Annotated in this window: 14 protein-coding genes; 8 read left to right on the top strand and 6 right to left on the bottom strand. The window is 71.6% G+C overall.

The window, feature by feature from the left end; translation table 11 throughout:
• The first annotated feature begins 45 nt into the window (after positions 1–45).
• The 6 genes from AC07VM_RS09650 to AC07VM_RS09675 all read left to right on the top strand — a co-directional run bounded on the left by AC07VM_RS09650 (position 46) and on the right by AC07VM_RS09675 (position 7,665).
• Positions 46–1,557, top strand: a complete 1,512-nt coding sequence (locus AC07VM_RS09650; protein ID WP_494910917.1) for a beta-N-acetylhexosaminidase — start codon at positions 46–48, stop codon at positions 1,555–1,557.
• Positions 1,554–2,726 carry an N-acetylglucosamine-6-phosphate deacetylase gene (locus AC07VM_RS09655; protein WP_494910918.1) on the top strand — a complete coding sequence of 391 codons (1,173 nt, stop codon included), beginning with the start codon at positions 1,554–1,556 and terminating at the stop codon, positions 2,724–2,726. The genes AC07VM_RS09650 and AC07VM_RS09655 overlap by 4 nt, the downstream gene beginning before the upstream one ends.
• Before the next feature lie 703 nt (positions 2,727–3,429).
• Positions 3,430–5,481 carry a sigma-70 family RNA polymerase sigma factor gene (locus AC07VM_RS09660; protein WP_494910919.1) on the top strand — a complete coding sequence of 684 codons (2,052 nt, stop codon included), beginning with the start codon at positions 3,430–3,432 and terminating at the stop codon, positions 5,479–5,481.
• A gap of 9 nt (positions 5,482–5,490) precedes the next feature.
• On the top strand, positions 5,491–5,862 hold the full coding sequence (locus tag AC07VM_RS09665) for a YrdB family protein (RefSeq protein WP_494910921.1): 372 nt from the start codon (positions 5,491–5,493) through the stop codon (positions 5,860–5,862).
• A 38-nt stretch (positions 5,863–5,900) separates the two neighbouring features.
• Complete coding sequence (locus AC07VM_RS09670) at positions 5,901–7,265, top strand: FAD-binding oxidoreductase (RefSeq protein ID WP_494910922.1); 1,365 nt, start codon at positions 5,901–5,903, stop codon at positions 7,263–7,265.
• A complete protein-coding gene (locus tag AC07VM_RS09675; RefSeq protein ID WP_494910924.1) occupies positions 7,258–7,665 on the top strand; it encodes an NUDIX hydrolase in 408 nt (135 codons plus the stop codon). Before AC07VM_RS09670 ends, AC07VM_RS09675 begins: the two co-directional genes overlap by 8 nt.
• Before the next feature lie 16 nt (positions 7,666–7,681).
• Here AC07VM_RS09675 and nagB read toward each other — a convergent pair whose 3' ends face one another.
• The 5 genes from nagB to AC07VM_RS09700 all read right to left on the bottom strand — a co-directional run bounded on the left by nagB (position 7,682) and on the right by AC07VM_RS09700 (position 15,279).
• The gene (gene nagB / locus AC07VM_RS09680; RefSeq protein WP_494910925.1) at positions 7,682–8,461 is read right to left on the bottom strand and encodes a glucosamine-6-phosphate deaminase; all 780 of its coding nucleotides are present in this window, start codon (positions 8,459–8,461) and stop codon (positions 7,682–7,684) included.
• A complete protein-coding gene (locus AC07VM_RS09685) occupies positions 8,454–9,419 on the bottom strand; it encodes an ROK family protein (protein WP_267417645.1) in 966 nt (321 codons plus the stop codon). The genes nagB and AC07VM_RS09685 overlap by 8 nt, the downstream gene beginning before the upstream one ends.
• 46 nt (positions 9,420–9,465) lie before the next feature.
• The gene (locus AC07VM_RS09690; protein WP_494910926.1) at positions 9,466–10,653 is read right to left on the bottom strand and encodes an ROK family transcriptional regulator; all 1,188 of its coding nucleotides are present in this window, start codon (positions 10,651–10,653) and stop codon (positions 9,466–9,468) included.
• A gap of 79 nt (positions 10,654–10,732) precedes the next feature.
• Complete coding sequence (locus tag AC07VM_RS09695; RefSeq protein WP_494910928.1) at positions 10,733–14,059, bottom strand: family 20 glycosylhydrolase; 3,327 nt, start codon at positions 14,057–14,059, stop codon at positions 10,733–10,735.
• Positions 14,050–15,279: an alanine racemase gene (locus AC07VM_RS09700; RefSeq protein WP_494910929.1), complete on the bottom strand. Its 1,230-nt coding sequence runs from the start codon at positions 15,277–15,279 to the stop codon at positions 14,050–14,052. Before AC07VM_RS09700 ends, AC07VM_RS09695 begins: the two co-directional genes overlap by 10 nt.
• Positions 15,280–15,304: 25 nt before the next feature.
• On the opposite strand from AC07VM_RS09700, the gene AC07VM_RS09705 reads away from it, so the two are divergent.
• Together AC07VM_RS09705 and AC07VM_RS09710 are read left to right on the top strand one after the other, a co-directional pair.
• Positions 15,305–15,709 carry a RidA family protein gene (locus AC07VM_RS09705; RefSeq protein ID WP_494910930.1) on the top strand — a complete coding sequence of 135 codons (405 nt, stop codon included), beginning with the start codon at positions 15,305–15,307 and terminating at the stop codon, positions 15,707–15,709.
• 106 nt (positions 15,710–15,815) lie between these two features.
• Entirely contained in the window at positions 15,816–17,306 is a 1,491-nt protein-coding gene (locus AC07VM_RS09710) for a L,D-transpeptidase family protein (RefSeq protein WP_494910931.1), read from the top strand.
• 206 nt (positions 17,307–17,512) lie between these two features.
• On the opposite strand, the gene AC07VM_RS09715 is transcribed toward AC07VM_RS09710, so the two are convergent.
• The gene (locus AC07VM_RS09715; RefSeq protein ID WP_494910933.1) at positions 17,513–19,732 is read right to left on the bottom strand and encodes an NADP-dependent isocitrate dehydrogenase; all 2,220 of its coding nucleotides are present in this window, start codon (positions 19,730–19,732) and stop codon (positions 17,513–17,515) included.
• Positions 19,733–19,883: the final 151 nt, after the last annotated feature.

Genomic DNA, 19,883 nt, shown 5'->3' on the forward strand with positions numbered 1-19,883 from the left:
ACATCGGCCATTCCGCTGGGCGACGCCGACCGGTAGGTTTTGTTCATGGTCCTTCCTCATCCTCTTCCCCTCGTCCCCGCGCCCGTGTCCGCCGTCGCACGAGAAGGACGGATGCCGGTCACCGCGACGACGCGCGTGCTCGGCTCCTCGCCCGCCACCGCTCAGCTGATCGACGCCGTCGAGCGCCGCACCGGACTCCGCCTCACCCGCGTCGATGTCGCACCAGCGGAAATCGAGCTGCTGGTCGACCCGGAGTCCTCGGCGTCGGAGGGCTACACGCTCGAGATCGGCGACCGCGCGGTCGTCGTCGGCGCGGACGAGGCTGGGCTGTTCTACGGCGTGCAGACGCTGCTGCAGCTGCTGCGGCAGGACGACTCCGGCTGGGGCCTGCTCGGCGCCGATGTCGCGGACTCCCCGCGCTTCCCGCGGCGCGGCGTCATGCTCGACGTGGCGCGGCACTTCTTCGGTGTCGACGACGTGAAGAAGTTCATCGACAGCACGAGCGCGCTCAAGCTCAACCACCTGCATCTGCACCTGAGCGACGACCAGGGGTGGCGCGTGCACATCGACTCCTGGCCGCTGCTGACGGAGCGCGCGGCGGCCACCTCGGCGAACGGCGACCCCGGCGGCTTCTACACGAAGGACGACTACCGGGAGATCGTCTCCTACGCGGCCTCGCGGCACATGATCGTGATCCCCGAGATCGATCTGCCCGGCCACACCCACGCCATCGGCGTCGCCTACCCCGAGCTGGTCGAGGCCCCGGTCCTCAACGACAACCTCATCGCGGACTCCACCCGGTTGGGGCAGTCGCTGCCCGTCGCCGGCGAAACCTACCTGGGCTGGGGCGTGGGGCACTCCAGCGTCCGCATCCACGAGGAGCGCACCTACGACTTCGTGCGCGACGTCGTGCGGGAGCTGGCCGAGATGACCCCCGGCCCGTACATCCACATCGGCGGCGACGAGTCGCTCGGCACTCCGCAGGCCGACTTCGACCTGTTCGCCGAGCGTGCGACCGCGATCGTCGTCGAGGCGGGCAAGACGCCGGTGGCGTGGCACGAGATGGGATCCGCCGCGGGCATCGCCGAGGGCACGGTCGGGCAGTACTGGGGCAAGACCACCCCCGAGGGCACGCACGCCGAGGAAGCCGCCCACTTCGTCGAGCGCGGAGGCGCGCTGATCATGTCCGCCGCGAACGTCACGTACCTCGACATGAAGTACACGGAGGACTTCCCCCTCGGGCTGACCTGGGCCGCCATCATCGACGTGCGCTCCGCCTACGAGTGGGAGCCGACCGCTGTCCTCGACGTGCCGGATGCGGCGATCCTCGGTGTCGAGGCACCGCTGTGGTCCGAGACGACCCGGACCCTCGACGACGTCGAGCAGCTGGTCTTCCCGCGCGCTGCCGCTCAGGCCGAGGTGGCCTGGTCGCCGCAGGAGGGCCCGGAGCGAGTCTGGGAGTCGTTCCGCGTGCGCGTCGGCTCGCTCGCGCCGCTGTGGAAGGCTGAGGGGGTCGACTTCCACCCCGCAGACGAGATCCCCTGGAGCGAACGTTGAGCACCCACTCCTCCGCGACCGGTTCACTGGTCATCCACTCCGCCCGGGTCGTCGATCGCGGCGAGATCACCGAGGACGGCTGGATCCGCATCGAGGACGGCCTCGTCGTCGGCCGCGGCACGGGCTCCGACTGGACGCCCGCCGACGACGTCGTCGATGCCGCGTCGGTCGCCGGCCCCGGCGCTCTGCTCACACCGGGTTTCGTCGACATCCACGGCCACGGCGGCGCCGGAGCCTCGTTCGACGACGGCGTGGAGGCGATCCGCACCGCTCGCGATCTGCACCGCGCGCACGGGACGACCCGCGCCGTGGTGTCGCTCGTGACCGCGCCGTTGGACGCACTCGCGCTCAGCGTCGCGACGATCGCCGATCTGACGGAGACGGATGCCGACATCCTCGGCTCGCACCTCGAGGGGCCGTTCCTCGACCCCGGGCACCACGGCGCGCACGAGCCGTCGCTGCTGCGTCACCCGGTGGCCGCCGATGTCGCGGCACTGCTGGAGGCCGGGCGCGGCACGATCCGCCAGGTGACGATCGCCCCCGAGCTCCCCGGCGGGCTCGACGCGATCCGGCAGATCGTCGCCGCGGGGTCGGCGGCCGCGGTGGGTCACACCGACGCCGATGCCTCGATGGCAGTCGCCGCATTCGAAGCGGGTGCCTCGATCCTGACCCATGCGTTCAACGCGATGCCCGGCATCCACCACCGTGCTCCCGGCCCCGTGCTCGCGGCTGCGGCCGACCACCGGGTCGTGCTGGAGGCGATCGCCGACGACGTGCACCTGGACCCGCACGTCGTGAAGCTCGTGTTCGACTCCGCCCCGGGCCGGGTGGCGCTGATCACGGATGCGATGGCCGCCGCCGGAAGCGCGGACGGCCACTACGACCTCGGCGCCGTGAGCGTGACGGTCGAGAACGGCATCGCCCGAGCCGATGACACCGGCTCGATCGCCGGATCGACGCTCACGCAGGACGTGGCGCTGCAGCGCGCGGTCGCGGCGGGAGTCGTGCTCGCGGAGGCTGTCCGCGCGCTCACCGAGACGCCGGCGCGGGCGATCGGACGTGACGAGGCGCTGGGCGCCTTGCAGCCCGGCATGCTCGGCGATGCGGTGCTCCTGGATGCGGAACTGCACGTCGCGCGAGTGTGGTCAGGGCCCCGGCTGCTCGCTTAGGAACAGCGCACCGCGCGACGCGCAGCTCTGCGCTCTCCGGTCCTTCGTGTCGGGGCGGGAGGCCGCCGTTCCCCAGATCGGCGGCCTCGTCCCCCTCGTGAGAGGGGCGGTCGGGCACTCCTCCCCCGAGGTTCCCGACCCGCCCCACCGGTGCGATTGCCCCCGCACCAGCGCCTGAACTCCGCCCCCCCGGAGGAGTTCGTACGGCTGTCTCTATGGATGAGACGAAGCACTCACCGATTCATTACGCGACTTCTCAGAAATTCTTCGGAGAGATTTCCGCACCCCCGATCCGCAGGTGCGGGGGAGGCCGCCGTTCCCCAGAGCGACGGCCCCCTTCCCCCCTCCTGAGACGGGCGGCCGGGCACTCCTCCCCCGAGGCTCCCGACCCGCCCGACCGGCGCGAATACCCCTCGCGTCGGCACCTGGATCCCGCCCCCGGAGGGATCCGTACGGCTGTCTCTATGGGATGAGACGGCACCCCGGTCGATTCATTACGCGACTTCCGCGAAAACTTCTGCGGGGCTCCGCCGGTCGGGGCCGTGCGCCCGCCGTGCATCACCTCGGCATCGCCTCGGAGTTCGCAGGAAGGGTGGCTTCCCTGGGAGATTCGCGAGAGAATGGAGAAGTCGCGTGATGAGAGGCGCTCTCGCGCGTCTCACCTCGTAGAGACGCACCAGCGCCCCGCGACAGATGGATGATTGTGCACGAAGAGAACACGACCCACGACGAACCGATCGGTGATGCCGACCTGATCCTGCGTGCCCGCTCGGGCGACACGGGAGCGTTCGGCGAACTCTGGCGACGTCACTACCCCTCCGGCATCGCCGTCGCGCGGTCCATCACCTCGTCCATCGATCCGGACGACCTGGTGCAGGAGGCGTACACGCGCATCTACCAGGCGATCATCAAGGGCGGCGGCCCGAACGGCTCCTTCCGCGCCTATCTCTTCACCAGCATCCGCAACACCGCAGCCGGCTGGGGACGCGCGCGCCGGGAGACCGCGATCGACGAGCTCGACACGGTCCCCGACCCCGAGACCACCGATCAGGCGGCCAACGAAGCGCTCGACCGCAGCCTGACCGCCCAGGCGTTCCGCAGCCTCCCCTCCCGCTGGCAGGAGGTGCTCTGGTACACCGAGATCGAGCAGATGAAGCCTCAGGAGGTCGGCCACCTCCTCGGCATGAAGTCCGGCGCCGTGTCCCAGCTGGCCTTCCGCGCTCGCGAGGGTCTTCGCGAGGCATGGATCCAGGCACACCTCCGCAGCGCGGCCGAAGGCTCCGAGTGCCAGTGGACGATCGAGCACCTCGGCGCCTACTCACGCGGCAACCTCAGCACCCGCGACCACAAGCGCCTCGAGCTGCACCTCGACGACTGCGCCCGCTGCATGATCGTCGCCGCCGAAGCGAAGGACGTCTCCAAGCGCCTCGCCCTCGTGCTGCTGCCGCTCGTGCTCGGCGTCACCGGCGCGTCCGGCTACCTCGCGACGCTGCAGGGCGCGGGAACGCCGATCGTCGCCCTGGCCGCCATGCCCTCGAGCATCCCCGGAGCCGTGTTCGGCGGTGACGTCGCCGGCCACGCCACCACCGGGATCGCCGCGTCCGGCGGCGGAGCGGGATCCGGAAGCGGAGGAGGCGCGGCCGGAGGGACCACCGGCGGCGCCGGAGCAGGTTCGACCGGAGGAGTGTTCACCGGTCTCGGTGCGCTCGTCGGTGCAGGCTCGGCCGCACTCGTCGTGGCCGGTGTCGTCGCCGCCGCCGCCATCATCCCCGGACTCGCGGGAGCCGATCCCGCGACTTCCCTTCCCAGCGCCGGCGACAAGGATGCGTCCTCGATCGCCGCAGACGTCGAGCCGGACGAGTCGATGAAGCTCGACGAGTCCGACGCCGTCGAGGTGCCGATCACCGAGCCCGATGAGGCACCCGTCGTCCCGGTGGAGGACACGACCACGGAGCCGCCCGTCGAGCAGACCGGGCCGGTCGTCGCGCCGCCGAAGGCTCCCACCACTCCCGTGATTCCCGTCGACCCGGTGGACCCGGTCGACCCGGTCGACCCCGTCGATCCGGTGGACCCGGTGGATCCCGTGGACCCGGTCGATCCCGTGGACCCCGTGGACCCCGTCGACCCGGTGGACCCCGTCGACCCGGTGGACCCCGTCGACCCCGTCGACCCGGCGAACCCGACGGAGGGCCCGGCGTGGTCGCTCGCGACGATCGCCTTCGACGACGAACTGGCCGTCCACTACAGCGTTCCGATCACCGGCGCTCCGGGGACGACGGTGGAGGCGCTGCTCGACGGCCGCGGAGGCGGCGGAGACCGCATCGTCCTCGACGCGACCGGAGCAGGGACGATCGACCTCCGTCCGAACCTCACGCAGTACGTCCTCGCACGCTGGACGACGGTCACGTTCCGCTACCTGCTGAACGGCGAAGCCGGTCCGTCGACCAGCACGTCGCTGCTGGCCCTCGGACCCGACCGTCCGCTTCTCGGAGATGCTCCGGCCGACGCCCCGGCACCCGAAGCCGACGCCGACGCCACAGTCACGTCGACGCCGGAGCCCGAGGCCGCACCCGCGGCACCGGTCGAAGCCGTCGTGCCCGCTCCCGACGCACCGGCACCGGAAGCACCCGCTCCCGCCGAGCCCGCGCCGGCCGCCCCTGCACCCGCTCCGGCGGAGGCTGAGCCCGCCGCCGAGGCTGCCGCAGCGCCCGCCGACGCCGCCGTCTCGGACGAGGACGCTCCGGCCGCCGAATAGACTGGATCCATGTCCTCGGATCCCGCACCCGTCCCCGGCGTCGACCGCCCGGTCATCACCGCGCTCGACATCGTCCGCGTCATCGTCCTGATCGTCGCGGTGGCGTCTCTCGCGCTGTGGGGCTTCGCCAGCTGGGACCTTCCGTGGAACATCATCATCGGGATCGGCGCCCCCGTCCTCGTGCTGCTGATCTGGGCGCTGTTCCTGTCCCCGCGCCCGGTGCTGCGCGTGCACCCGTTCCTCGGGGCCGCCGTGGAGCTGCTGATCTATGTCGGCGTCACGATCGCCTGGTGGTCGATGGGGCAGGCCCTCATCGGCACGGCCTTCGCCCTCGTCGCGGTCGTCACGGGCGTCCTCAGCGGCCGACGCGCCCTGTCCTGAGACCTCGCGCGTGAGCCGCCTGCCATGAGCCGCCCGTCGTGAGCGTCCTGTCCCTCCTCCGGGAGTCGCTCGGTGCTCTCGTCGACACCGACGCGGCGTCGCTCAAAGAGGCGAGAGCCGACCGCTCCGGCCACGCCGCCACGGGTCGTCCGCTCGCCGTCGTGCACGCCGAGCGGGTCGAGCACGTCCAGCAGGTGATGCGGATCGCGACGGCCACACGCACGCCCGTGGTGGTCCGCGGCGCCGGCACGGGCCTCGCGGGTGCGGCCAACGCGGGCACCGGGGAGATCGTGCTGTCCCTGCGACGCATGACCGCGATCCACGAGATCCGCCCGGATGACCTTCTCGCGGTCGTCGAGCCCGGCATCCTGAACGCCGACCTCAACACGGAGCTCGCCGACCACGGCCTGTGGTGGCCGCCCGACCCGGCCAGCCGCGACATCTCCACGGTGGGCGGCAACATCGCGACCGGAGCGGGCGGCCTGCTCTGCGCGAAGTACGGTGTCGTGCGCGACGCGGTGCTCGGCGTCGACCTCGTGCTCGCCGACGGCCGACTCCTCCACCTCGGACACCGCAGCGTCAAGGGCGTCACGGGCCTCGACCTGACCGCGCTCGTGGTCGGCTCGGAGGGCACGCTCGGCGTCGTGGTCGGCGCGACTCTCAAACTGCGCAGACTCGTGCCGGGCGAGACCTGCACGGTGACCGCGACGTTCCCCGGAGTCCGCGCCGCCGCCGCCGCGTCCGCCGCGGTGACCGCTGCCGGGGTGCAGCCCGCGATCATGGAACTCATGGATGCCGCGAGCCTCGCGGCCGTGCACGCCCTGCTCGACCTTCCCGCGCCGACACCCGGCGCCGCGCAGCTGACCATTCAGACCGACGGCCCCGCGGCCCGGTCCGAGGCCGACGCGATCGCCGCGATCCTGCAGGCCCACGACGGCGTGACCGTGGTCTCCCACGACCGCGAGGAGGGTGAGCGTCTGCTCGCCATCCGGCGCTCGATGCACCCCGCCATGGCCTCGTTGGGCACGACGCTGATCGAGGACGTCTCCGTGCCGCGCAGCGCGATGCCGGCGATGTTCGACGAGATCGCCCGGATCGAGCGCGAGTACGGAATCCCGATCCCCACCGTGGCGCATGCCGGTGACGGCAATCTGCACCCGAACTTCGTGTTCGAGGGGACGGAGACGCCGCCGCACGTCTGGGCGGCGGCCGACGACCTCTTCCGCGCCGCGATCCGTCTCGGCGGCACGCTGACCGGGGAGCACGGCATCGGCGTCCTGAAGCGCCGCTGGCTCGCCGACGAGCTGGGCGACGACCAGTGGCAGCTCCAGCGTCAGATCGCCGCGGTGTTCGATCCCCTCGGCATCCTCAACCCCGGAAAGGTGTTCAGCCCCGATGCCTGACATCCATGTGAGCGCGGCCGTGATCGTCGACGACGAAGGACGGGTCCTGGTCGTGCGCAAGCAGGGCACGACCCGGTTCATGCAGCCGGGCGGCAAGCCCGAAGCCGGCGAGTCGGCTGCCGAGACCCTGATCCGCGAGCTGCACGAGGAGCTCGGACTGCTGCTCGACGAGGCCGACCTCCGTCCGCTCGGGACGTTCATCTCCGCGGCCGCCAACGAGCCGGGGCACCGGGTCGTCGCCGAGGCCTTCGCGACCTCCGTCGATCCGGGGTCCGTCACCGTTCAGGCCGAGCTCGCAGAGCTGCGGTGGATCACCCCCGCCGACCTGGCGACGCTCCCCCTCGCCCCGCTGAGCGTGGAGCACCTGCTCCCCCTCGCCTGGCCGACGTCGGCGGGCTGAGCCCGCCGCGGGTGCGTCAGATGCCCTGCCAGGAGGGCTTGTTGGCGAACGTGTAGCGGTAGTAGTCGGCGAGAGCGAGACGCGATGCCGCGGCCTCGTCGACGACGATCGTCGCATGCGGGTGCAGCTGGATCGCGGAACCCGGCAGGAGCGCGGTGAGCGGCCCCTCGACGGCCCCGGCGACCGCCGCCGCCTTGCCCTCGCCGAACGCGAGCAGCACGAGGTGGCGCGCCTTGAGGATCGTGCCGAGCCCCTGCGTGATGCAGTGCATCGGCACGTCGTCGATGGAGTCGAAGAAGCGGGCGTTGTCCTCGCGGGTCTGCTCCGTGAGCGTCTTCACGCGCGTCCGTGAGGCGAAGGAGGAACCGGGCTCGTTGAAGCCGATGTGCCCGTCGGTGCCGATGCCGAGGATCTGCAGGTCGACGCCGCCGGCGGCATCGATGGCCGCCTCGTAGTCGTCGCCGGCGTGCTGTATCGTGGCCTGGGCGCCGTTGGGGACGTGGATGCGGCGCGGGTCGAGTCCGAGCGGCTCGACGACCTCGCGCGTGATGACGGAGCGGTAGCTCTCCGGGTGCGTCGGGTCGATGCCGACGTACTCGTCCAGGGCGAAGCCGCGCACCTGCGACACATCCCGACCGGCGAGCTGCGAGCGGAGCGCCTGGTACACGGGAAGCGGAGTCGATCCGGTGGCGAGGCCGAGGACCGCGTCCGCGCGACGTTCGATCAGCTCGACGATCTCGGTGGCGACCAGCGCACCGGCGGCCTCGGCATTCTCGACGATGACGACCTCAGCCATGCGGAACGATCTCCTTCTCGGTGATGGATGCGCCGACCAGTGCGGCGCCGAAAGCCGCAGCGGGGGACCCCGCGGGCAACAGTTCGATTCTCTCATCCAGGCGCAGCGAGCGCATGAACGGCGACGCCTCCGCACCGGCGTGCAGGGCCGCCCGGATGCCGTTCTCGAGGCGGTCGCCGAGGGCCGTGAGCCCTCCCCCGATGACGACGGTCTCGACGTCGGCCGACAGCACGAGCACGCGCACCGCGGCGGCCGCGCCGTGGAACAGATCGTCGCGGAGCGCGACCCCCAGCGGGTCGTCCGCCTCGGCGGCGTCGAAGATGTCCCGGATGGGCAGCGCGCCGGGGCGTCCCCAGGCCTTCGCGAGGGCGCCGCCGCCGCAGAAGGTCTCGACGCAGCCGTGCTGCCCGCAGCCGCACAGGCGGCCGCGCGGGTCGACGGAGAGATGCCCGACCTCGCCCGCGGTGCCGCGGGAGCCACGCCAGATGCGTCCGTCGATCACGATGCCGGCGGCGACGCCGGTGCCGAGGTTGAGATACGCCATCGATCCGGCGACGCCGCTCAGCACGGCGGCGCCGAGCGCCGCGGCCTTGACGTCGTTCTCGACGCGGAACGGCACGCCGAGGGCCTGCTCCGCCCGACCGGCGAGGTCCAGGGACTCCACGCCGAGGTTGACCGCGTGATCCACGCGCCCGGAGTCGGCGTCGACGAGTCCGGGGATGCCGATGCCGACGGAGCCGATGTCGGAGATCCGGAAGCCGACCTCGTCGGCGAGGGCGGTGACCGACGTGACGATGCTCTCGACGACCGCGTCCTCGCCCCAGCCGGTGGGACGGCGAAGGCGGCCGATGATCTCCCCCGAGGGGTCGACGGCGACCGCGTCGATCTTGGTGCCGCCGACGTCCAGGCCCACTCGAATCTGCCGACCCGTCGGGTCGGCCGTGCGCACGCCGCTCATCGGATGCCGCTCCGAGCGATGGTGCCGGCGGCCGTGAAGGAGGAGATCACGACACTCCCAGCTGCCCGGAGAGCACCATCACCGCGGCTCCGCGCAGGACGATGTCGTCCTGGTGCGTCAGGCGCACGGTGACGTCTTCGAAGACGCCCTCGAGCGTCCGCGCGTGCAGGGTCTCGATGGCGGCATCGATCAGGATGCCGTCGAGCAGGTCGGCGGGTCCGGAGAGGACGACCTCCGAGAGGTCGAGTGCCGCGACGATCGGGGCGATGGCGATCGCCATGCGCGTGCCCGCATCGCGGAGGATCTCGTCGCGCGCGTCGGGGTCGGCGGCGAGCGCCGCGCGAAGACGGGTGACGCTGAGCCAGGCTTCGAGGCAGCCGTCCTTGCCGCAGGCGCAGCGAGGGCCGCCGTCGGTGCCGACGACGACGTGTCCGATCTCCCCTGCCGCGAAGCGGCTGCCCAGCAGCGGCTGGCTGCCGGTGATGAGACCGGCTCCGACGCCCTTGCCGATCTTGATCAGCATGAAGTCGGCCTTCGCGTCGCCGAAGGTGTACTCGGCGAGCACGGCCGCGTTGGCGTCGTTGCGGGCGAGGACGGGCAGATCGAGGTCGACGCCGAGCTTCGCCTCGAGTGGGAAGTTCGTCCAGCCGAGGTTCGGCGAGCTGAGCACGACGCCGTCCGGGCGCACGACACCGGGAGTACCGATGCCGACACCGAGGAGCGGCTGGGTGGAGGCGGCGACGAGCGTCTGCGCGAGGTCGCGGAGGGCGGAGTAGGCGGCCTCGCCGTCGGCCGAGTCCGGACGCGCGACCTCGCGCCGCTCGATCACGTCCCCGTCGAGGCTGAGCACGGCGCCGGCGAACGCGTTCGGTCCGGAGAGGTCGAGCCCGAGGATCTGGTGGCCGAAGCGGTCGATGTCGATGAGGATCGGCGGCTTGCCCGGCCCCACGGCCTCGCGGACGCCCATCTCGATGACGATGCCGTCGGCGATGAACTCCGCGACCAGGTCGGAGATGGTGACCCTGGTCAGTCCCGTCTCGCGGGAGAGGTCGGCACGGCTCATCGCGCCGGCGTGGTACAGCGTCTGCAGGACCAGGGCGCGGTTGTGCCCGCGCGCGTGCTCGGGGAGCACTTTCGTGCGCGAGCGCAGGTGGCGCCCGGGGCCGAAGGCATGCGTGCTCGCGCCGGCGTACTCTGACGGCGGCGCTGGACGCTGTTCATCCGAAACGGACATGTTTGTTAGTAGACCTTACGAACAAAATTTACGCAACCTCTCCCCGCGGACGCGCGGGGAGGGTTACCGAAACGTTACATTACTTTCGATACTCGGCGGGGGCGGTCTGCGAGCGCTCCACGAGGCGGGCGACCAGCCCCGCGACGATGTCCTCCCGCGCCTCGATCGTGAGCGGTTTGCCCGGCACACCGGGGCGACGCTGATCCGGGGTGGGGCCGTCCAGGGGACGATACCGCACCCCCGCAGCGCGGAGACGGCGCAGATGGGTCGGCAGGCGCCGCCCGAAGTCGGCGTAGGGGGCCGGTTCCCCGCCCTCCCAGAGCCGTTCCGCGATCGCCGCGAGGCGCGGGAACACGGCGAAGTCGATGCGATCGCGGGTGGGCAGATGCTCGCTCCAGATGTTCGCCTGGCCGCCGACCGCGCCGTCCTCGACCCGCAGCGTGTAGGCACGCTCGATCGTCAGCGGCGGCCCCACCCGGATCGGCTCCTCCGCGGACGCCGACTGCGGGTAGTCGAGGTACACCTCGAGGTCGGGGCATGCGACCACCGGGATGCCGCGGCGCAGGGCATCGCGCATCGCCACGGGTCCCCGCCAGGCGAGGATCCGCACCCCCTCCGGCACGTCGCCCTCGAGCACCTCGTCCCAGGCCAGGGCGGTCCTGCCCCTGGCACGGACGTGGGCCACGAAGTGCGCCGTGAACCAGGGCTGCACGTCGTGCGCGTAGGCGAGACCCAGCTCGCGCATCCGCTCGGCCGCCGCGGCGCTCTCCGCCCATTCCGTCACGGGCACCTCGTCACCGCCGATGCCGATCCACTCCGCGTCGAACACGTCGCACAGGGCATCGATCGCGGCGCGCCCGAAGGCCAGCGAGGCCTCGGTCGGCGCGAGCGTGCGACGGTTGACGCCGAAGCGCTCCCACGCCGAGGCGACCGGTTCGCCGACGTCGACGTTCCCGAGCTCGGGATACGCCGCCAGCGCCGCCTGCACGTGGCCGGGCAGCTCGACCTCCGGGACGAGTGTCACGAAGCGCTCGGCGGCATAGGCCACGAGCTCCCGCAGATCCGCCGTGGAGTAGAACCCCTCATGCACGCCGGGCTCGACGGTCGCGAGCGGGCCGTGTCCGAGCTGCGTCGACGCGCGACGGGCGCCGACCTCGGTGAGACGCGGGTACCCGGGCACCTCGAAGCGCCACCCCTGATCGTCCGTGAGGTGCAGGTGCAGGACGTTGAGGTGATGATCGGCGAGCAGGTCGATGAGGCGTCGGACCTCGTCGACGGGTCGGAAGTGCCGGGCGACGTCGAGCATCGTCCCCCGCCAGGCGTACGCAGGCGCTCCCTCCCAGACTCCGGCGGGGATCAGCGCCGTGGCCGCATCCGGATCGCGGAGCTGTCGCAGCGTGGTGGCTCCGCGGTAGACGCCCGCGGGGCTCGCCCCTCTGATCTCGACGCCGGCCTCGGTGACGCTCACCCGGAAGGCCTCGGCTCCGATGCGCCCCGCCGATGCGGCGTCCGCTCCGAGCCCCTCGTCGATCAGCAGGCGGATGGGCGGCAGTGCGTCGTCGTACGCTTCCCCGCTGAGCCGTGCCACGGAGGCGGCGAGCGCGTCGGCGGCGATTTCGAAGGCGGCGGTTTCGGAGGCGATGTTTTCGGAGGCGGCGGTTTCGGAGGAGACGAGGACCGGAGTCGCTCCCGACCAGCGGAACCCGGGTACCAGAGGGTCGATGCGCGCCTCGATGCGCGGCACGGTCGCCCGGTGCGCCGGGGGCGGCATCCGCAGAGCCCGCCCGGGCGTGGCGCCGGTCGGCTCGCCGTCGGTGAGCACGGCGACACCGCTCACCAGCACCTCGACGATGCCCTGCGGAGTGGCGAGAGGATCGTCGAACGTCGCTCCGGCGGCGATCAGATCCGGGTCGAACAGCACCAGGTCGGCGACGGCTCCCGCACGGATGATGCCGCGCGGCGCGTCACCACGGTCGAGTCCCAGACGCCGCGCGGGCGTGCCGGCCAGATGGCGCACGGCCTCCTCCAGGGTGAGGATGCCGAGTTCGCGCACGTAGTGACCGAGGTAGCGCGGGAACGTGCCGCGACCCCGCGGGTGCGGACGGGCGCCGATCAGGATCCCGTCGCTTCCGCCCGCATGCTGGGGGTGGCGCATGATGGCGCGCACGTTGTCCTCGTCGCCGATGTGCATGAGGATGCCGGTGGCCCCGCCGTCCGCGATCACCGTGTCGAGCACGACGTCGACGGCCCGGCGACCCGTGTCCGCGGCGATCTCCGCGACCGTGCGGCCGACGAGGTCCGCGAGGGCGGGATTCGCGGTGCCGGAGATCTGGATCTGGGTCCAGTCGGCCTTCTCCCCGTGGAAGCCGTCGCAGCCGATCTCCTCGAGCTCCACGCGCACGGCCTCGCGGCCGTCGGCGTCGAGCGCGGAGAGCGTCCGCAGCAGGTCGCCCGTCGCGGCCAGCCGGCTCGGGAGCAGGGCGGCGAGCGTGGTCGCACCCGGCAGATACGGGTAGGTGTCCAGCGTGACGTCGACGCCGTCGGCGATCGCCTCGTCGATCAGCGCGAGGAGCTCATCCGCGCGCCCCCGGTTCGGCGTGAAGTTCATGGTCGCGTGGGTGAGGTGCACGGGGCAGCCGGTGCGGCGGCCGATGTCCAGCGCCTCCCGGTAGGCGTCGAGCGCTCCCCCGCCGTAGCTGCGGGTGTGCGGAGCCCAGTAGCCGCCGCGCTCGGCGACGACGCGGCACAGGGCCTCCAGCTCGGCGACGTCGGCATACATCCCCGGCGTGTAGGTGAGGCCGCTCGACATCCCGAAGGCGCCCGCGTCCAGCGCGGCCCCGAGCAGCTCGGCCATCGCGGCGATCTCGTCCGACGTCGCGGGACGGTTCTCGTGTCCGACGACGATCATCCGGAGGTTCCCCTGCGGGACCAGGACGGCGGCGTTCGCGACCGCAGCCTCGTCGATCGCCGCGAGCAGGTCGTCCATGGTCCGCCACGGTGCGACGGGCGGCAGCCCGTTCCAGCCGGCGATCTGGGCGGGGATGACGGCGGCCGTGGCGTCGTCGAGCGGCGCATAGCCGAGACCGTCCTGCCCGAGCACCTCGGTCGTGACGCCCTGCCGGATCTTGGCGTCGTGGGCGGCTCCGGTCAGGACGGCCAGGTCGCTGTGCGCGTGCATGTCGATGAAGCCGGGGGCGAGGACGAGGCCGGTCGCGTCCACCTCGACCGCTCCCTCGGGAAGCTCGAGGGGGTCGGAGTCCGCTCCCCCGGGCAGCACCGCGACGATCCTGGCACCCTCGACGGCGACGTCCGCCACCTGGCGCGGCGATCCGGTGCCGTCGACGACGGTCGCTCCGCGGTAGATCCGTACCAGGCCGTCAGCGGCCTTCTCCGCGCTCAGAAGCATGTCGCGACCGCTCCGATCACGCGGGGATCGGCGGCGTCCGGATCGTCGATCACCGCGACCACCCGCCACTTGTCGAAGGCGGTGCACGGGTGCGAGAGTCCGAGGCGCACGACATCGCCGACCTCGGCACCCGCGGCGTCACCGTCGTCGGCGGCGAGTCGGAGGAAAGCGTGCTGATCGTTCAGCGCGGTGATCTCCCCCGCGACCGACTGCGGAACCGGCAGGTCGAGGTCGAACGGCACATCCCGCCGCCCTGCGTCGAGCAGAGCGAGGCCGTCCTCGGGGTGGGACACGACGCGCGACCAGGCGTGCATCGCGGAGCGCAGCGGCGCGGTGCCGGTCAGGGGCCCGAACGGCGACATCCGCGAGTAGAACCCGTCGTCGTGGATCTGGAACGCCCCGGAGCGCAGCACGATGTCGGCCGTGCCGTTCTGCGGCGCCAGCACCTCCGCGGCGCGGTCGGGGAACGAGCTGCCGCCGGCCGTGAGCACCGGCCGCACGTCGTCGTCGTACGTCAGTCGCTCGTGCAGCTCGATGAGCGTGCGCAGGTAGGCGTCGACCGCGGCGACGGACGCCGCGCTGCGGTCCGGGCCGAAGGGCCCTTCGTATCCCGCGACACCCGCGAGCCGCAGCCCCGGGGCCTCGGCGATCGCCCGGGCGATCTGCTCCCCCTCGTCGAGCGTGCGGGCGCCCGTGCGTCCGTGCGCACCGCCGAGCTCGACCAGCACGTCCAGCGGTCGCGCGGCGTCGCGCATCCCCGCGGCCAGGATCTCGACGCCGACGAGCGAGTCCGCCCAGCACAGCACGCGCAGCCCCTCGTCCGCGGCGAGCAACGCGCCCAGGCGGCGCACGGCGGCGGGGTCGGTGACGGCGTTGGCGATCAGCACGGTCGCGACGCCCGCATCCACGGCCACCTCGGCCTGCCACGGCGTCGCCACCGAGATCCCCCACGCGCCCGCATCGAGCAGCCGCTGCCACAGCGCCGGCGCCATCGTGGTCTTGCCGTGCGGCGCGAGCAGCACTCCGCGGCCCTCGGCCCAGGCGAAGACGGTCTCCTCGTTGTGCGTGAGCGCATCCTCATGCACCGTGAGGACCGGCGTGACCAGGTCCGAGAGGTGCAGGCCGGCTGCGGCGACCTCCGAGAGACGGAGTCCCGCGGCCTGCGCCGGGAACCCCTTCGTCCAGGCGCCGAGAACGGGATCCGGAATTTGTAGAGGCATCTAACAAGGCTACTAGGCTGGCGGCATGACCGCGAAGATCCGAGTTTCCACCGACGCCGCCCCCGCCCCCGCACACACCTTCTCGCAGGGAGTGCGCAAGGGCCCGTTCGTCCAGGTCTCCGGCCAGGGCCCCGTCGACCCGACGACCAACGAGTACCTCTTCCCGGGAGACGTCGCCGCGCAGACCACCCGCACACTCGAGAACGTCAAGGCGATCGTCGAGGCCTCCGGCGCGACGTTCGACGACGTCGTGATGCTGCGCGTCTACCTCACCAAGCGCGAGGACTTCCCCATCATGAACGACGCCTACGGCGCCTTCGTCAGCGCCCACACGACGGGCGACGTGCTGCCCTCGCGCACCACCGTCTTCACGGGCCTGCCGCGTGAGGAGATGCTCGTCGAGATCGACGGCATCGCGATCGTCGACTGATTCCCGGGCGGGGAGGCGCACGATATCACTTCCGTTGCCTCCCCGTTACCTCCCATCCCGTACCATTGGACGTCAGGACACGTTTGAGAGCCGGGGGGTGAAGTTCGTGACCGATCTGATTTCTGCGCCGGGCGCAGCAGCCGAGGCGCACGGTGACGATTCCGCACCCACCGCCGTACTCACGCCGGGCGAGGCCTCCACCGAGGTCGTGCCGCCGAACACGGGCGAGCAGCCCCTGGCCTGGGCCCCTGTCGAGCCGTCCCCCAAGAAGCGACGCCTCGGCCTCTGGATCGGCCTGGGCGTCGGCGCCGTCGTGCTGGGCGCGGGCGCCGCCTCCATGATCCTCATCGCCCCCGGCACCACGGTCGCCGGCATCCCCGTCGGGTGGATGACCCCGGGCGCCGCCGCCGAGGCCATCAACTCCCACCTCGCCGAGACCGAGGTCACGCTCACCGGAGACGGAGACGACACCGTCCTCTCCGGCGCCGACCTGGGCGCGACCGTCGATGCGACCGCCCTGGCCGACACCGCGTTCGCCGAGCGTCCGATGTGGAACCTCGGCTCCTGGATGGGCGACCCGGTTCCCGCCGAGATCGTCCTCGACGCCGACAAGGCGACCGCGGCCCTGCGCGACGCCGTCCCGGCCAGCTTCGTCGACCCCGTGGACGCGGGTGTCGCCTTCGACGCCGCCACCGGGAAGTACGTCATCACGCCGTCCGAGGCCGGTACCGGCATCGACGTCGCCGATCTCAACGCCGCCTTCGTCGACGCGGTCGCCGCCGGCAGCGCGTCGTTCGACTACCCCGGCGGCCCCGCCGAGGCGCTGCCCGCCGTGTCCGACGACGATGCGACCGCCACGGCCGCCGAGCTGAACACGATGCTCGGGAAGATCGGCTTCTACGTCGGCGACGAGCGCACCGTGCCGGTCAAGCCCGCGGTGGCCGCGACCTGGCTGAAGGTCGTCGACGACGACGGACAGCTGCGCATCGAGGCCGACGCGCAGGCCATCCAGGCGACCGTCGACACCCTCCCCAAGCTCGTCGACCGCGCCCCGGTCAACGCCACCAACATCGTCGACTCCGCCGGCAACGTGCTGCGCGCGGAGCAGACGGGTGCCACGGGGCGCGCGGTCGGAGACACCTCGGGCGTCGCCGACCAGTTCGCCCAGCAGCTCGCCGCGGGCGACGGCGTGTTCGCACTCACCGTGAGCGAGACCCCGTTCAAGACCGTGAACCTGGCCCGCCGCATCGAGATCAACCTCAGCCAGCAGCGTGCGTACCTCTTCCAGAACAACGAGGTCGTGAAGTCCTGGGCGGTCTCCACCGGCCTGCCGGGCACACCGACGCCGACCGGCAACTTCAAGGTGTTCGCGCACACCGCGATGCAGGACATGGGCTGCTACGAAGGCGCCCCCTACTGCACCGAGGACGTGCCCTGGATCACCTGGTTCGCGCCGAACATCGGCTTCCACGGCACCTACTGGCACAACAACTTCGGCAACCGGATGAGCCACGGCTGCGTCAACCTGCCGATCGACCTCGCCAAGTACGTCTACGACTGGTCCCCCGAGGGCCTCGAGGTCTCCGTCTACAACTGACCCGCACCGGTCGCTGACCGGCGCGCCCGCGGACAAAGCTGATCCAGAGCGGAGAGCGGATGTCGGCGCACCCGCGTGTCCGCGCCGGACGCGCCGTGGCGTGACGCTCTCGTCTGGGTTTCGGCCGTGCGCCTGCCGGCGACCGGGCCACGGCGGGTACGAAGAAGGGGGCGGATGCCGCAGCATCCGCCCCCTTCTTCCGTGTGTCAGCGCAGCGCGTCGACGATGCCGTTCAGCGTCGCGGACGGACGCATGACGGCGGTGACGAGCGCGTCGTCCGGACGGTAGTAGCCGCCGATCTCGACCGGCGTGCCCTGCACCGCGTTGAGCTCGGAGACGATGGTCTCCTCGTTCTTCGCGAGGGTCTCGGCGATCGGGGCGAAGGCGGCCGCGAGATCCGCGTCCTTGGTCTGCTTCGCCAGCTCCTGGGCCCAGTACAGGCTCAGGTAGTAGTGGCTGCCGCGGTTGTCGATCGTGCCCAGAGCGCGGCCCGGCGAGCGGTCCTCCTCGAGGAACGTCCCGGTCGCGGCGTCCAGCGTCTCGGCCAGCACGCGCGCCTTCTCGTTGCCCGTGCGGTCGGCGAAGTGCTCGAGGGACGCGGCCAGCGCGAAGAACTCGCCCAGCGAGTCCCAGCGCAGGTAGTTCTGCTCGACGAGCTGCTGCACGTGCTTCGGCGCGGAACCACCGGCACCGGTCTCGAACAGTCCGCCGCCCGCGAGCAGCGGGACGATCGAGAGCATCTTGGCGCTGGTGCCGACCTCGAGGATCGGGAACAGGTCGGTCAGGTAGTCGCGCAGCACGTTGCCGGTGACCGAGATGGTGTCGAGGCCGTGACGCATGCGCGCGAGCGTGTAGCGCGTGGCCTCCTCGGGCGCGAGGATCGTGATCGTGAGGCCCTTGGTGTCGAGGGTCGCGAGGCCCTGGTGCACCTTGGCGATGATCTGCGCGTCGTGCGAGCGGTTCGCGTCGAGCCAGAACACGGCGGGGTCGCCGGTCGCCCGCGCGCGGGTCACCGCGAGCTTGACCCAGTCCATCACCGGGATGTGCTTGGTCTGCGTCGCGCGCCAGATGTCGCCCTTGCCGACCGCGTGCTCGATGAGCACCGTGCCCTCGCTGTCGAGCACCTGGACGATGCCGTCCGCCGCGATCTCGAAGGTCTTGTCGTGGCTGCCGTACTCCTCGGCGGCCTGCGCCATCAGCCCCACGTTCGGGACGGTGCCGATGGTGGCCGGGTCGAGCGGGCCGTTCGCGATCACGTCGTCGATCACGGCCTGGTAGACGCTCGCGTACGAGGAGTCCGGGATGACGGCGAGCGTGTCCGCCTCTTCCCCGTCCTTGCCCCACAGCTTGCCGCCGTTGCGCACCAGCGCGGGCATCGACGCGTCGACGATCACGTCGCTCGGCACGTGCAGGTTCGTGATGCCCTTGTCGGAGTTCACGTACGACAGGCGCGGGCCCTCGGCGATGGCCTTGTCGAAGGCGGCGGCGATCTCCGCGCCGTCCGCGACGTTCGCCAGGCCCGAGAGGATCGACCCGAGTCCGTCGTTGGCGCTGAGCCCGGCGGCGGCGAGCTTGTCGCCGTACTGGGCGAACACGTCGGCGAAAAACGCCTTCACGACGTGACCGAAGATGATCGGGTCGCTGACCTTCATCATGGTCGCCTTGAGGTGCACCGAGTAGAGCACGTCGTCGGCCTTGGCCGTCTTCAGCGTCTCGGCGAGGAACGCGTCCAGCTCCGTGGCGGAGAGGAACGTGGCGTCGATGATCTCGCGCGGAAGGACCTTGAGGCCCTCCTTGAGCACGGTGACGGTGCCGTCCTCCGCCGTGTGACGGAAGCTCAGGACGTCGTCGTGGGCGGCGACCCAGGAGCGCTCGTTGTGCTTGAAGTCGTCGTGGCCGAGGGTCGCGACGCGGGTCTTCGATCCGTCCGCGAACGGCTTGTTGCGGTGGGGGTGCTTCTTGGCGTAGTTCTTCACCGCGAGCGGGGCGCGGCGGTCGCTGTTGCCCTCGCGCAGCACGGGGTTCACGGCGGAGCCCTTGATGCGGTCGTAGCGGGCGCGCACGTCCTTCTCCTCGAGGGAGGACGGCTCGTCCGGGAAGTCCGGGATGTCGTAGCCCTGCTTCTGCAGCTCCGCGATGGCGCCCTTGAGCTGCGGGATGGAGGCCGAGATGTTCGGCAGCTTGATGATGTTCGCCTCGGGGAGCGTGGCGAGGCCGCCCAGCTCGGCGAGCGCGTCGCCGACCTGCTGCTCGGGGGTGAGCTTCTGCGGGAACGCGGCGAGGATGCGGCCCGCCAGAGAGATGTCTCGCGTCTCGACCTCGATGCCGGCCTGGCCGGTGTATGCCTGGATGATCGGAAGGAACGAGGCGGTGGCGAGCGCCGGTGCCTCGTCTGTGTACGTGTAGATGATGGCGTCGTCGGTCACCGGGAGGTTCTCCGTTCACGGGGCTATTTGTCTCGATACCAAGATACCTGAGTGGCCTGGATCGCGTATTCGGGGCGGTGACGCGCACGCTCTCCACGGCGCGGGTCGACGACGCCGAGGTGAAATGTTCGCCCGAAACGTGTACCGCCGC

The organism is Microbacterium sp. GW821-FHT01D02, assembly GCF_059422585.1.

Bases quoted from the DNA above. Each gene is read 5' to 3' on its own strand.
- AC07VM_RS09675 (WP_494910924.1), top strand. From the start codon at position 7,258: ATGCCTGACATCCATGTGAGCGCGGCCGTGATCGTCGACGACGAAGGA.
- AC07VM_RS09695 (WP_494910928.1), bottom strand. From the start codon at position 14,059: ATGCTTCTGAGCGCGGAGAAGGCCGCTGACGGCCTGGTACGGATCTAC.
- AC07VM_RS09650 (WP_494910917.1), top strand. From the start codon at position 46: ATGGTCCTTCCTCATCCTCTTCCCCTCGTCCCCGCGCCCGTGTCCGCC.
- AC07VM_RS09705 (WP_494910930.1), top strand. From the start codon at position 15,305: ATGACCGCGAAGATCCGAGTTTCCACCGACGCCGCCCCCGCCCCCGCA.
- AC07VM_RS09700 (WP_494910929.1), bottom strand. From the start codon at position 15,279: ATGCCTCTACAAATTCCGGATCCCGTTCTCGGCGCCTGGACGAAGGGG.
- nagB (WP_494910925.1), bottom strand. From the start codon at position 8,461: ATGGCTGAGGTCGTCATCGTCGAGAATGCCGAGGCCGCCGGTGCGCTG.
- AC07VM_RS09665 (WP_494910921.1), top strand. From the start codon at position 5,491: ATGTCCTCGGATCCCGCACCCGTCCCCGGCGTCGACCGCCCGGTCATC.
- AC07VM_RS09690 (WP_494910926.1), bottom strand. From the start codon at position 10,653: ATGTCCGTTTCGGATGAACAGCGTCCAGCGCCGCCGTCAGAGTACGCC.
- AC07VM_RS09685 (WP_267417645.1), bottom strand. From the start codon at position 9,419: ATGAGCGGCGTGCGCACGGCCGACCCGACGGGTCGGCAGATTCGAGTG.